Consider the following 13,490-nt stretch of genomic DNA (forward strand, 5'->3'; position numbering starts at 1 on the left):
CGAAGCCCTGGGCGGCGGCATTGCCGCCCGGAACCGGCCCGAGGGCGGCCTGCGGGTCGACATCGAATTGAACCTGCATTAGCCTGGGCCCGCTCCGAGCAGCACTTGCCTTGCGGTGTGGCGAGCGCGATTGTTCGATATGGCTCATGCCGCGGTTGAAAGGCGCTTCATTGTAGGACAGGCGCCAATCGGCCGGTGAGGAATAGGCGTTGCTCGGTGCCTTCGGACCTTAATTGGCTTGCCTGCCAGGTTATTGGAACGCGTATTGCTAACCTAATTGAGGGTTCTATAAAGAGATTACTATGACAGTGCATATTTCGTCGATGATTCCGGACCGCGCGCTTGAAGAGAGTGCGGTATTCAAAGCCATTACCAAAGTCGCCATCGATCTGGCGGGATTTGCGGGGCAGCCCATGCAAAAGAAACTGCCTATTCTGAATATTGTGTATTTATTGCCCAGCCAGCGGGAAAAAGCGGACTTTGAAGGCTTAAGGTTACATTCTTTCGAAAAAGATGCGCAGATGCTAAGGATAGAAGCAGCGGTGCCCGCAAAAATGGTGGAATCGTCTCATGCGGAACGTTACGTGATAGCCATCTTGTTGGATGCCATCGACGCCGCCGGCGAGTTTTTCAACGAACAGCGCATATTGTTCGATGCACCGGGCCATTTGGCTTTCGTGGAAGCGATGACACCCAAACAGCACAGCGCCATTCATTAAATTGCTGAACATTTCGATTAAAGCCGAACTGGGCAAACAACAGGATGATGACAAAATCGGCAGTTAGCGCAACGGTGTTTTAACCGTTACCGTCCCCAAAAATAACCTGATTAGTAAGTTCCATCAGCTAAATCCAAGAAACCGTCATGCCCGCCGGGAAGCGGGCATCCAGTGCCATGGATGGCGAGCTTCGAGCTATCCTTGTAACCTGGATTTCAGCATTCCCTGCCGAAATGACGATTCAAAGGGCGCGCGGAGTTGGCTGAAGCATCGTGCTAATCAGGAAAAATAATGACTCTTGCCGATTCCGCCGGAATGCATTATTTTTGCGTCCCCAAGAGCCTGCCGGATAGGTGCGGTTGTTTTTTCATGCGATGCATGGAATATATCCGCTCGGACGGTTATTTAAACTCGAAACGACATCGGTTAATGGTTATGTACACTCAACCCAACGCGCCCGATCCCGTTAACCGCCGCCTGATGACGGTAGGTTTGGTGGCGGCTGGATTAATGTTGTTATGGAAAATGTGGCCCGTGGTTGAATCGTTGCTGGCACCAAACCAGGCGCCCATTAGAACGGTTGTCGCGCGCGGGGATTTGGCGGCCGATGAAAAGAACACCATTGAGCTGTTCGAAAGAACCAAGGACTCGGTGGTTTATATCACTACCGCCGCCTTGGTTCGAGATGCATGGACGCGCGATGTGTTTTCCGTGCCGAAGGGTAGCGGGTCCGGATTCATCTGGGATGAAGCGGGCCATGTCGTTACCAACTTTCATGTAATTGCCGGCGCCAACGAAGCCATCGTTAAACTGGCCGACGGCCGCGACTACCGGGCCGGCTTGGTGGGAGCGAGCCAAGTTCACGACATTGCCGTGCTCAAGATCGGGGTAGGTTTTAAACGTCCTCCGCCGGTGCCGATCGGCACCAGTCACGATCTGAAAGTCGGGCAAAAAGTGTTCGCCATCGGCAACCCGTTCGGTTTGGACTGGACGCTGACAACCGGCATCGTCTCGGCCTTGGATAGAACCTTGGGCGGCAACAATGGCCCTGCGGTGGAGCATCTGATTCAGACGGATGCGGCGATTAATCCCGGTAACTCCGGCGGGCCTTTATTGGATTCGGCCGGCCGTTTGATCGGTATCAATACCGCCATTTACAGCCCTAGCGGTGCGTCCGCGGGCATTGGGTTTGCGGTGCCGGTGGATACCGTCATGCGCGTGGTGCCCGAGTTAATCAAAAACGGCCAATACATACGGCCCGCCCTGGGCATTGAACTGGATCAGCAGCTTAACGAGCGCTTGGTGACTATGTTGGGCACCGGCGGCGTGGCGATTCTGCGCGTGCAACCGGGTTCGGCGGCGGAAAAGGCCGGTCTGATTGGCGCTTCCGTATCCAGATTAGGGATAACGCCGGGCGACATTATCGTGGCTCTGGATGGTAAAACAGTGGATTCCATCAGCCGGTTATTGAGTTTGTTGGATGATCGCCAAGTCGGCGATGTTGTCCGGTTAAAAGTATTGCGGAACGGAAACCCGCTGGAGGTGACGGTAACCCTGCAACCGGGCAATTGATCCCCTGGCAGCAGGCTGTGGATTTAAAACGCCGGAATGCCTTCCAAGACCAGCGTAATCTCATTGGCGCAAATAAACCGTTCCGTACCGAACGCCTCTTTATCTCAGATGGGGCCAAGCAGGGCGTCGAACAAAACAGGCTAAGCGGTAAAGCGCTTGCGGTTAGTCCGATTGCGGTTTCACCCCGTCAACGCATCTTGGAGGCGAAACTGATTTCCTCGCCGTCTACCGCAAAGCGACCGTAACCGTGGTGGTGAAGGGTTTTCGGGTTAGGCTGCCGGGGATCGGTCCAGGCTTCTACAACCTCTAAAATGAACAGGTTATAATCGGTCACCAGGCGGGTATCGGTGACGCGGCACTCCAGGTTGGCGAAACATTCGGCGATTAGCGGCGCGCCAACCTGCCAGGCGGCTTGCGGCGTCAGGCCGGCGGCGGCGAATTTATCGGTGTCGCGTCCGGAAGTGTTGCCGATCTGCACGACTTTTTCGGCCAAATGCCGTGCCGGCAATGCGATCACGCATTCCAGCGTGTCGGTCAAGGCAGCAAAACTGTGGTTGTTTGCACTGACTATACAAGCAACCCGCGGCGGCTCGAATTCCATCATCATGTGCCAGGAGAGCGTCATGATATTGAGACGGTCTTGCGCGGCGGTGGTCAGCAGCGCGACGGGGCCGGGTTCCAGCAGTTGGTAGACATCGCCGAGAGGCAGTTCTTGCAACATAAGATTGTACCGGGTTGATGAGTGTGGGATGCCGCCAGCGCGTTAGCCTTCGTCCGCCGTGCGTTAAGCCCTTGTATTATCTCCGATTCGCGAGCGATCGCGAAGCCGAAATTATCCGGGGTTGCCGGCGCGGTTTTTTAAAGCCGGGCTGCCGTTCAGCCGCCGGTTGGCGTAATTATGCCGGGTTATACCGGCTTGGGATATGATCGTAAATAACTTCCGGGAACCGAATCATACGATTATTGCGCCCCTTGATAAAGAGGACTGCATGGGGCGGTTGCCGCGCAAGTCAAAACTATCGCCACCCATAAATAACGGTAGTTAAAGTTTTTGTAACCATTCAGCGTAGGTTGGGTTAGGCGCTAGCCGTAACCCAACGCATCGGCTTATGGCGGTGCAATGGCTTCAATAGTTGGGTTACGCTCTATCGAGCTAACCCAACCTACGCAATTGATCCGCATCGGCTGGCATTCACTGAATGGTTACAAGTTTTTAAACATAAATTTGGAGATGTCATGAAACTTGTTTTGCTATTGATTTCTTTCCTGTTCAGCCCGTTACTGCAGGCGGCGTTGCATGAGGAAAACGTCGAATACCGGGCCGGCGATACGGTCATGAAGGGGTATCTGGCCTGGGACGATGCCAAGGGCGCCAAGCAACCCGGCGTATTGGTGGTGCACGAATGGTGGGGATTGAACGAATATGCCCGCAAACGGGCCCGCATGCTGGCGGACTTGGGTTATACCGCGCTGGCGGTGGACATGTACGGCGGCGGCAAGTACAGCGAACACGGCAAGGATGCGGCGGCTTTCATGAATAGCGTCACGGCGCGGGCGGGACTCGCGCAACAGCGGTTCGAGGCCGCCAGAGAACTGCTGGCTAGCCGGCCCAATGTGGATGCCGCTAAAATCGCCGCCATCGGTTATTGTTTCGGCGGTTCTACAGTATTGAACATGGCGCGCCAGGGCGTCGATCTGGCGGCGGTAGTCAGTTTTCATGGCAATCTGGCCACGCAAACGCCGGCCCAGCCGGGCAAGGTTAAAGCCAGGGTTTTGGTGCTGAATGGGGCGGCGGACGGTTTCGTCACGGCGGAAAGCATCGCCGCTTTCAAGCAGGAAATGGACAAGGCCGGCGCCGACTACCGCTTCGTCAATTATCCCGGCGTCATCCACGGCTTTACCAATCCGGATGCGGACAGGCTGGGCAAGGCCAACGATTTGGCGGTTGCCTATGATGCGGAAGCCGACCGGCAATCCTGGGCCGCCATGCGGGAATTATTTAGCGAAGTTTTCAAACCCTAAGCAGCGATAGGCGTTGTGAGAGATCTGGAGCAACTGTTTGCCGCGCTGGCCAAGTCGGCTTTTCGCGGCAAGTTTCGTCTGCAGGCCAAGGAGATGCAGTATCTGCGCGCCAAGGGCCTGCCGACCATACGCCAGCATGCGCTGGATTTCGTCGGCAAACGCCTGGCGCCGGCGGTGATTCCGAACGGCGGCAAACAGACTCCGTATCGCGGCCACCCGGTGTTTGTGGCCCAACATGCCACCGCCTGTTGTTGTCGGGGCTGCCTGCGGAAGTGGCACGGCATAGGGCAGGGAAGAGCGTTGAGCGACGAAGAACAACATTACATCGTCGAGGTATTGTTGCATTGGCTGCGGCGGGAAATGCACCGCGTTTCGGACGCGTAATGTAAAACGGCATGCCGGTTGTGCATATCGATATGCAATGTGCGGTGGTGGATAGCGAAGCCGGGATCGACGCGGCGATTGCGGCGGGAATGGCGGCATTTCAATTCATGGCGGACGATACGTCGGCATACCGTAAAGAAAATACCAGGGTATTTAGCGATATGCGACAGCTTCCGCCGTTATTGCTTGAGTTTGCCGGGGGGGCTTGCTAGTCCGTCAACAGGCTTAGCCTTGTTATTCCACGCCTTGGCATATGATTTTCGTTGCAATACGCATAGGTTCCTCGCCAGGAATATTCAATACCAGCGCATGCGCTGGATTCGGCATCAGTTGCAGGGCGTTTACGGGCAGGGCATACGCGCGATTGCGGCAGTGCTGTTGCATGCCCGGCGTTTTCCCGATGATTGACGGGCGTAGGGTGGGCAAAATTTGTCTGCCCGCCGCTAGAAGGATTACTATCGGCACCGGGTGGGCAGATAAATCGTGCCCACCCACCGGACTGACTAAACAATAAGCTATTCGGCACCAACCTCGCACTCTCCAACGCCCTAGCTCAGCAATATCCATATAAAAATACGGTGTTTTACATTTGGCATTTTGCTGGATATGCTTTCCGGGTTATTTATAAGTGGGAGCGGTGAATGGGCAGCAGCGGCATGATTTATTTTTCCTCGGTCGATATGGACAGCATCGAGAGCCTGTTGCTGAATTGGCGGACGGAATTTCCCGGCATGGGCGTGTTGGTTATGGTTCCGGAATCCGAAAAAGACCAAGTACCCGAATTGCAAGCCCTGTGCCGCCGTCAGCGAATCTCTCTCTGCGGGGCGGTTTTTCCGCAACTGATTTACGGCACCGAATTTCACCGTAGCGGTATTTGCCTGTTGCGTTTCGATACCATGCCCTACATGGCGTTGCATACCGGCGTGCTCGAGACTACCGCCGAATCCGCGGAACGGATTGCCGCCGGCGTTAGCCCGCGATTGGACGACGATACGCCGGCCACGCTGTTTTTGCTGTTGGACGGTCTGCTGCCCAACATCGGCACGCTATTGGACGAGCTGTATCTGCGACTGGCCAACCGGGTGCATTACGCCGGCGTCAATGCCGGCAGCGAGACTTTTCAGGCTATGCCGTGCCTGTTCGATAGCCATGATATGGTCGGAAACGGGGTTTTGGCGATCTTGCTCAAGCCGCATCGGGGGGCGGTTTTGGAGCACGGTTACCAAACCCAGGCGCATGCCCTGCCGGCCACGTCCACGGACGGCAACCGCATCATTCACATCGATTGGCGCCCGGCTTTCGAGGTATACCAGGGGTTGGTGCGCGCGCAATTCGGCGTGGACATTACCCGGGAAAACTTCTACCGCTACGCCGTGCATTTTCCGTTCGGCATCCTGCGGGCCAACCATTGCACGCTGGTGCGGATTCCGGTGATGCTGGATGACGATAACGCGTTGTTCTGTATAGGCGAAGTGCCGGCTCATTCCATGCTGACTTTGCTGGAAGCGCCTCGGGTCGATTCGTTGAACACGCTGGAGACCTTGCGGCAAGGCCTTGCTCAGTTGCGGGGCGGGTCGGCCGCCAACGGCTTGTTGTTGTTTTATTGCGCCGGGCGCAAGCAACATATGGGCGATGCGGCGGCCGAAGAAGAGCTGCGTATTTTCAGCGAAGTTACCCAGCCTGCCGCCGTGGCCGGCGCGCTCGCCTTGGGCGAGATCGGCGAGTCGACTTTGTGGGGCTATCCTTTGTTTCAGAACGCCACCTTGGTAACGGCCGATTGGGGAACAGGCCAATGAATCGCGACGAAGTCATCCCCATTCTGTATGAAATGGCATTGACGATAGGAGGCGAATCCAGCGTCGGCCCGCTGCTGACCCGTACGTTGCAGCGTTTGTTGTATTACACCTCTTTTCCGGCCGGGTTTATTTGCCTGGACCTGCCGGCGCCGACGGCGGTCGATGCCGAAATATTAACCGCGAGGCTGGACGCGGCCGTCGGCGATTATCAATTAATTCGCCATGTCGGCGAGCAACTGGCCCTGCCCAGGCGTCTGCTGTTGGGGCCGGCCGCCAAGGCAGACGGCCAAACCGAGCTGTTGTCCGGCATGCCGGCGACGCAGGGCCGCTATCATGCTTTTTTGCGCTTGCCTATCGGCAAGCTGGGCGTGATTATTTTGATGGCGCCGAGGATGCCCGAAACCGAACTGCCGCTGACGCTGATGTTCGAACCCATCATGGCGCACCTGGCGCGGGCCGTATTGCTGTGCCGCAACAACGACCAATACGCCTCCCAATTGATTGCGGACAAGCAGCGGGCCGATACGCGGGCCGAATTTTTGGCCTTGCACGACGCCTTGACCGGCCTGCCCAACCGGGGGCTGTTGCTGGACCGTATCCAGCAAGCCATGGCGATGGCGACCCACAGCGGCCAGTACGGCGCGCTGATGACGCTGAATATCGACCACTTCAAGCAACTCAACGATTATTACGGATACGAGGCCTGCGACAACATGCTGGTCGAAACCGCCAGAAGGCTGGAAACCTGTATCCGCGAGGGCGACACCGTGGCTCGCTTCGGCGGCGACGAGTTCATGCTGCTGATCTGGCCGCTACCGGCCACCCAAAACGAGGCGGCCATTCAGGCCGAACAGATCGCCCAAAAAATACAGCAGGGACTGACGCCGCCCTATCGGCTGAACGGGCGCGAGCTTTCGGCCTCGTTCAGCATAGGGATCAGTTTATTCCGCGCGCATCTGGATACGCTGGAAACCTTGTTAAGAAATGCCGAGACTTCGGTGTACCAGGCCAAAATCGCCGGGCGCAATACCATCCGCTTTTTCGATCCGGAGCTGCAGTCCGTCATCATGACCCGGCTGGAGTTGGAAGCCGATTTGCTGCGCGCCATGCCGTTAAAGGAATTCCTGCTCTATTACCAAGTGCAGGCCGACGACCAGGGCCACATTACCGGCGCCGAAGTCTTGATCCGCTGGCGGCATCCCAGGCGCGGCCTGGTGTCGCCCGCCGTATTCATACCCCTGGCGGAGGAAACCGGTGCGATTGTCGAAATCGGCGATTGGGTGATGCAAATGGCTTGCGAGACGCTACGCGGCTGGCAACAGCATCCACGCATGCGTCAGTTGCAATTGGCCGTTAACGTCAGTGCCGTGCAATTCCATCAACCGGATTTTACCGACAAGGTTTGCCGGCTAATGGCCCGGTATGGCGATATTGCCGGTTTGCTGAAATTGGAACTCACCGAAAGCGTGATGCTGGACAGCGCCGAACAAGTCATTCAAAAAATTCAGATACTGAAAAACTTGGGGCTACGCTTTTCCTTGGACGATTTCGGCACCGGGTACTCGTCGTTAGCTTATTTAAAGCGCTTGCCGCTGGATCAACTGAAAATCGACCAAAGTTTCGTGCGCGACATCACCAGCGACCCCAGCGCGGCGGTTATCATTCAAACCATTATCGGCATGGCGCAAAATCTCGGCTTGGAAGTGATCGCCGAAGGCCTGGAAACCAAGGAGCAACTGGCTTTGTTGATGCGGTACGGTTGCCGCCACTATCAGGGTTACTTGCTCAGCAAGCCGCTGCCGATTGACGCATTCGAGACCTTATTCGAGCAAGGCGCCCTGTCCTTATCGCTCAAACAAGCGCTGATTTAACCCGTCAGGCCAACCGGCGGACTGCCCGCGTTTGGGAGGTAAAAGAATTTACCTGTATAAACTTTTACGTTCTCTTTATAGCCAAGTTACTGACCTTTACGAATTTTTTATTCATCTCTCTGTACAGTAAGCAACCAGCAATTAAGGATAATTGTTACTGGCGAAGGGAGGCACTTTAAATTTAACTAACTGCTATCGATACATATTGGGTTCTTTGTCGAAAGCAGGGGCCTTTTGGGGGCATCATGAACAAATCGAACAATTTATACAGAGACATTTTTACCGGATTTTCCTTCACAACAGGCATGTTTGTCTTCATGTCCGGCGAGTTCATTATTTCCACCATGCTGTTTTGCATGGCTACCATCTCAAGTAACCTCGATTTCGGTTCATCGCTTCGTTCTTGACGCCTAGTCTGGATTTACATCGTCAAACTGTAGGTAGTGCCGTTTTTCCACGGCATTGCCTACGGCAATCTGTCTTGTAGTCAATTAATTGAAGGCTGTTATTAGACGGGAGATATTCAGTCCCGTTGGTCAATTCGATCAATGCCTTTTTAAAGCATCCTTCCCAGCGGAGAGAAAGTTTATGTTCATAGATTCATTATCGGCTTTCCCAAGCCGATTTAGCCTACAGACGTATTCGAGGCACCTAATTTTACTGATCGTTCTGTTCAGTATGCTCGGCGGCTGCGCAGCCGATCCTGTACTGCACGCTAATGATACGCAAGCCGCATTGCCGAATAACGCCAAGAAAGCCGCCTACAACAAGCCTTATAAAATTAATGGCAGGACATACACACCCATGTATTTCGCCACTGGCTATAAGGCTAACGGGAAAGCGTCCTGGTATGGCGCCGAATCGGGCAATCGCACCGCCAGCGGCGTACGCTTCGATCCCAAGGGCTTGACAGCAGCGCATAAAACCTTGCCGATACCATCGATAGTGCGCGTTACCAATCTCAGTAATGGCCGTTATGTGGATGTTGTCATCAATGATCGTGGTCCATTTAGCAATGGCAAGCTTATCGATTTATCTCAAGGTGCGGCAAAACAAATCGGTATGCGGGGAGTAGCTGAAGTCAAAGTCGAGTATCTGGGTAGTTAATAACAACCGGGTGAAGTATTGATGGCGCTGGCTTCATCAAAAATCTGCTTTTCACCTGTTGAGCAAGTTTCGGGTTTCATGCCGGCTCCTGCTTGTTAGTCAGTGGTAACACACTGATTGACCTCGGCCCCCTTTTCATAAGTGAAGGGGGCCTTTTTTTCTGAAAATCTGTCAATGATTCAACCACTCGTATTTTTATATTTCCTTTATATTCGGCATGGATACTTTTACGACTTTTTTATCGATCAATCTGTACATTACTTACCAAGCAATCAGGGTCGATTGCAATGTTGAGTTTTTTCACTTTTTTAAGAGGTCATATAAATGGACATCGTGTATTTGCTGTTAACAGCGGCGTTCTTTGTAGCGACGGCGTTATTGATCACCGGTTGCGAATCGTTAAGGGGGCAATCATGAGCGGGGTTTATTTACTTGGCGCCGGCTTAACGCTCGTCGTGTTCGTTTATTTAGTCGTCGCGTTGTTTTATCCGGAGAAATTCTGATGACTGCACAAGGTTTTTTACAGATCGCGGTTTATGTCATCGTGCTGTTGGCACTTGCCAAGCCTTTGGGCGCTTATATGGCGCGCGTTTATCAAGACGAATCGGTGGGTTTGAACCGCTGGTTCGCCGGCATCGAAAGACTGTTCTATCGCCTCAGCGGCATCAAGCCGGAACAGGAGATGCGCTGGACTCAGTATGCGCTGGCGGCAATGGCGTTCAACCTATTGGGTTTGCTCGTGGTTTACCTGCTACAACGCTTTCAAGACGTGTTGCCACTCAATCCACAAGCACTGCCCGCGGTAACGCCAGACTCATCGTTCAATACCGCCGTCAGCTTTGCCACCAATACTAACTGGCAAGGCTATAGCGGTGAAGCCAGCATGAGCTATCTGACTCAGATGTTGGGTTTGTCGGTACAAAATTTTCTCTCCGCCGCCAGCGGCATGGCGGTACTAGCGGCGCTGATTCGGGGCTTTAGCCGACGCAACAGCAACAGCATCGGCAACTTTTGGGTCGATATGACCCGCAGCACCTTGTACATCCTGCTGCCATTGTCTTTTTTGCTGGCGCTGGCGCTGGTCGGCCAAGGCGTGGTGCAAAACTTTAATCCGTATCAGACGGTTAACTTGCAGGAATCGGTCAGCTACTCCGTAGCTAAACTGGATGCCAATGGCGAAGCCGTGGTGGATGCAGAAGGCCAGCCGGTCACCGAAACCGTGCAAACGCAACAGCAAACCTTGGCCATGGGTCCCGCGGCCTCGCAAATCGCGATCAAGCAATTGGGCACCAACGGCGGCGGTTTCTTCAGCGTCAACTCCGCCCATCCGTTCGAGAATCCGACCCCGCTGTCCAACTTCCTGGAGATGCTGGCCATCCTGCTGATCCCGGCCGCGCTGTGCCATACCTTCGGCGCCATGGTTGGCGATACTCGTCAGGGTTGGGCGATTTTGGGCGCAATGACCTTGGTATTCGTGGCCTCGATCTGCGTCACGGTACCGGCCGAGCAACACGGCAACCCGGCCTTGACCGCGTTGGGCGTCGATCAAAGCATTACCGCGCAACAAGCCGGCGGCAACATGGAAGGCAAGGAAACCCGCTTCGGCATCGTCAATTCCGGCCTGTGGGCGGTGGCGACCACCGCCGCCTCCAACGGTTCGGTCAATTCGATGCACGATTCCTACACCCCCATCGGCGGCATGGTGCCGATGGGGCTGATGCAACTGGGCGAAGTGATTTTCGGCGGGGTCGGTTCCGGTCTGTACGGCATGATCGTGTTTGCCATCGTCGCGGTGTTCATCGCCGGCCTGATGATAGGCCGCACGCCGGAATATCTGGGCAAGAAGATCGAAGCGTACGAAATGAAAATGGCCGCCATCGCGATCTTGATTCCGCCTTTGGTGGTGTTGGGCGGTACCGCGCTGTCGGTGATGCTGGATGTCGGCAAGGCCTCGATTTTCAATTCCGGCGCCCACGGGTTGAGCGAAGTGCTGTATGCCTGGTCATCGGCCGGTAACAACAACGGCAGCGCCTTCGGCGGCCTGTCGGCCAACGTGCCGTTCTATAACGTCATGCTGGGTCTGGCGATGCTGTTCTCCCGCTACTGGCTGATGATACCGGTGCTGGCGATTGCCGGTTCCCTGGCCGCCAAGAAAGCCGTCCCGTTCGGCGCCGGCAGTTTGCCGACCCATACGCCGCTGTTCGTGGTGTTGCTGATCGTCACCGTGCTGATGGTCGGCGCCTTGACCTTCGTGCCGGCATTGGCCTTGGGGCCCATCGTCGAGCACTTGCAAATGATTAATCCGTAAAACCGTAGGATCGTAGGCCGGAATAAGCGTAAGCGTTTCCGGCAAAGCCATCCGCCGGAAACAGCCATTTTCGCTATCGCTAAAACCGCTTTATTCCGGCCTACATAGAATTGATATAGGTAACCCTATGACTAGCAAACCCGTTTCAACGTCCTTAATGGATCCGCAAATCCTGCAACAAGCGTGTTTCGACGCTTTTGCCAAACTTACCCCGCAGCAGCAATGGAAAAATCCGGTGATGTTCGTGGTCTACCTCGGCAGCATCCTCACCACCGTGTTGTGGCTGCAAGCCTTGGGCGGCGAAGGCGAAGCCCCCGCCGGCTTTATCCTGAGCATCGCGCTGTGGTTGTGGTTCACCGTGCTGTTCGCCAACTTCGCCGAAGCGGTGGCGGAAGGCCGCAGCAAAGCGCAGGCGGCATTCTTGCGTAGCGCCAAACGCGACATTGCCGCCAAAAAGCTCGACGAGCCCAAATACGGCGGCAACTACAGCAAAGTGGCCGGTTCCACCTTGCGCAAGGGCGATGTGGTATTGATCGAAGCCGGCGACTTTGTGCCCGGCGACGGCGACGTCATCGAAGGCGTGGCCTCGGTCGACGAAAGCGCCATTACCGGCGAATCGGCGCCGGTGATCCGCGAATCCGGCGGCGACTTCAGCTCGGTGACCGGCGGAACACGAGTGCTGTCCGACTGGCTGGTGGTGCGTATTTCCACTAATCCCGGCGAAAGCTTTCTCGACCGGATGATAGGCATGGTGGAAAGCGCCAAACGCCAGAAAACGCCGAACGAGATCGCTCTGACCATTTTATTGGTAGCCTTGACGCTGGTGTTTTTGATGGCGACCGTCACCTTGCTGCCGTTCTCGTTGTACAGCGTACAGACCGCGGGTGTTGGCAGCCCGATCGGCATCACCGTATTGGTGGCCCTGCTGGTGTGTCTGATTCCTACCACCATCGGCGGCTTGCTGTCCGCGATCGGCGTGGCCGGCATCGGCCGCATGATGCAGAAAAACGTCATTGCTACCTCCGGCCGGGCCGTGGAGGCGGCAGGCGACGTCGATGTGCTGTTGCTGGACAAAACCGGCACTATCACGCTGGGCAATCGCCAGGCATCCGGCTTCTTCCCGGTCAAGGGCATCAAGGACCGCGAACTGGCCGACGCCGCACAGTTGGCTTCATTGGCCGACGAAACCCCGGAAGGCCGTAGCGTCGTGGTTCTTGCCAAACAAAAATACGGTATCCGCGAACGCGACATTCATTCTCTGGGCGCTACTTTCGTGCATTTCAGCGCCCAAACCCGCATGAGCGGCGTCAACCTGGAAGGCCGGCAAATCCGCAAGGGCGCGGCCGACTCGATTCGCCAATATGTCGAGGAACAAGGCGGCAAATTTCCACCCGAACTGAAAACCTTGGTCGACGACGTCGCCCGCCGCGGCAGTACCCCGCTGGTAGTGGCGGACGGTAAACGCGCCCTGGGGGTGATCGAACTGAAAGACATCGTCAAGGGCGGCATCAAGGAACGCTTCATCGAACTGCGGCGAATGGGCATCAAGACCATCATGATCACCGGCGACAACCGGCTGACCGCCGCCGCCATCGCCGCCGAAGCCGGCGTCGACGATTTTTTGGCCGAAGCCACGCCGGAAGCCAAATTGGCCCTGATTCGCCAGCACCAAAGCGACGGCCGGTTGGTGGCGATGACCGGCGACGGTACC

General features: G+C 55.7%; 12 protein-coding genes. 11 read left to right on the plus strand and 1 reads right to left on the minus strand.

The genetic code is table 11. The annotated features are described in order from the left end of the window. Window positions 1–302 precede the first annotated feature (302 nt). Window positions 303–719 (plus strand): hypothetical protein, encoded by a 417-nt coding sequence (locus NP596_RS15775; RefSeq protein ID WP_256616347.1) that lies wholly within the window; start codon window positions 303–305, stop codon window positions 717–719. A 435-nt stretch (window positions 720–1,154) separates the two neighbouring features. Continuing rightward, entirely contained in the window at window positions 1,155–2,291 is a 1,137-nt protein-coding gene (locus NP596_RS15780) for a S1C family serine protease (protein WP_371927963.1), read from the plus strand. Between the two features lie 187 nt (window positions 2,292–2,478). Here the strand turns inward: NP596_RS15780 and NP596_RS15785 are convergent, their stop codons facing one another. Next, window positions 2,479–3,012: a flavin reductase family protein gene (locus tag NP596_RS15785; protein ID WP_256616348.1), complete on the minus strand. Its 534-nt coding sequence runs from the start codon at window positions 3,010–3,012 to the stop codon at window positions 2,479–2,481. Between the two features lie 515 nt (window positions 3,013–3,527). On the opposite strand from NP596_RS15785, the gene NP596_RS15790 reads away from it, so the two are divergent. The 9 genes from NP596_RS15790 to kdpB all read left to right on the plus strand — a co-directional run. After that, the gene (locus tag NP596_RS15790) at window positions 3,528–4,313 is read left to right on the plus strand and encodes a dienelactone hydrolase family protein (RefSeq protein WP_256616349.1); all 786 of its coding nucleotides are present in this window, start codon (window positions 3,528–3,530) and stop codon (window positions 4,311–4,313) included. Window positions 4,314–4,328: 15 nt separating this feature from the next. Continuing rightward, window positions 4,329–4,697 carry a DUF4186 domain-containing protein gene (locus NP596_RS15795; RefSeq protein WP_256616350.1) on the plus strand — a complete coding sequence of 123 codons (369 nt, stop codon included), beginning with the start codon at window positions 4,329–4,331 and terminating at the stop codon, window positions 4,695–4,697. 11 nt (window positions 4,698–4,708) lie between these two features. After that, entirely contained in the window at window positions 4,709–4,909 is a 201-nt protein-coding gene (locus tag NP596_RS15800) for a hypothetical protein (protein WP_256616351.1), read from the plus strand. A 429-nt stretch (window positions 4,910–5,338) separates the two neighbouring features. Further along, window positions 5,339–6,493, plus strand: coding sequence for an FIST signal transduction protein (locus tag NP596_RS15805; RefSeq protein ID WP_256616352.1), 1,155 nt, complete (start codon window positions 5,339–5,341; stop codon window positions 6,491–6,493). After that, window positions 6,490–8,364 (plus strand): putative bifunctional diguanylate cyclase/phosphodiesterase, encoded by a 1,875-nt coding sequence (locus NP596_RS15810; protein WP_256616353.1) that lies wholly within the window; start codon window positions 6,490–6,492, stop codon window positions 8,362–8,364. The genes NP596_RS15805 and NP596_RS15810 overlap by 4 nt, the downstream gene beginning before the upstream one ends. 588 nt (window positions 8,365–8,952) lie before the next feature. After that, on the plus strand, window positions 8,953–9,471 hold the full coding sequence (locus NP596_RS15815) for a septal ring lytic transglycosylase RlpA family protein (RefSeq protein ID WP_256616354.1): 519 nt from the start codon (window positions 8,953–8,955) through the stop codon (window positions 9,469–9,471). Window positions 9,472–9,884: 413 nt separating this feature from the next. Continuing rightward, a complete protein-coding gene (locus NP596_RS22085; RefSeq protein ID WP_371927964.1) occupies window positions 9,885–9,974 on the plus strand; it encodes a potassium-transporting ATPase subunit F in 90 nt (29 codons plus the stop codon). Beyond that, window positions 9,974–11,779, plus strand: a complete 1,806-nt coding sequence (kdpA, locus tag NP596_RS15820) for a potassium-transporting ATPase subunit KdpA (RefSeq protein WP_256616355.1) — start codon at window positions 9,974–9,976, stop codon at window positions 11,777–11,779. Before NP596_RS22085 ends, kdpA begins: the two co-directional genes overlap by 1 nt. 127 nt (window positions 11,780–11,906) lie before the next feature. Then, on the plus strand, window positions 11,907–13,490 hold a 1,584-nt coding region (kdpB, locus tag NP596_RS15825; protein WP_256616356.1), incomplete at its 3' end, for a potassium-transporting ATPase subunit KdpB.

It is taken from the genome of Methylomonas rivi (assembly GCF_024505165.1).
In the GTDB taxonomy this organism is placed as follows: domain Bacteria; phylum Pseudomonadota; class Gammaproteobacteria; order Methylococcales; family Methylomonadaceae; genus Methylomonas; species Methylomonas rivi.

Coding starts and splice junctions, on each gene's coding strand:
- NP596_RS15775 (WP_256616347.1), top strand. CDS start 303: ATGACAGTGCATATTTCGTCGATGATTCCGGACCGCGCGCTTGAAGAG.
- NP596_RS15780 (WP_371927963.1), top strand. CDS start 1,155: ATGTACACTCAACCCAACGCGCCCGATCCCGTTAACCGCCGCCTGATG.
- NP596_RS15785 (WP_256616348.1), bottom strand. CDS start 3,012: ATGTTGCAAGAACTGCCTCTCGGCGATGTCTACCAACTGCTGGAACCC.
- NP596_RS15790 (WP_256616349.1), top strand. CDS start 3,528: ATGAAACTTGTTTTGCTATTGATTTCTTTCCTGTTCAGCCCGTTACTG.
- NP596_RS15800 (WP_256616351.1), top strand. CDS start 4,709: ATGCCGGTTGTGCATATCGATATGCAATGTGCGGTGGTGGATAGCGAA.
- NP596_RS15805 (WP_256616352.1), top strand. CDS start 5,339: ATGGGCAGCAGCGGCATGATTTATTTTTCCTCGGTCGATATGGACAGC.
- NP596_RS15810 (WP_256616353.1), top strand. CDS start 6,490: ATGAATCGCGACGAAGTCATCCCCATTCTGTATGAAATGGCATTGACG.
- NP596_RS15815 (WP_256616354.1), top strand. CDS start 8,953: ATGTTCATAGATTCATTATCGGCTTTCCCAAGCCGATTTAGCCTACAG.
- NP596_RS22085 (WP_371927964.1), top strand. CDS start 9,885: ATGAGCGGGGTTTATTTACTTGGCGCCGGCTTAACGCTCGTCGTGTTC.
- kdpA (WP_256616355.1), top strand. CDS start 9,974: ATGACTGCACAAGGTTTTTTACAGATCGCGGTTTATGTCATCGTGCTG.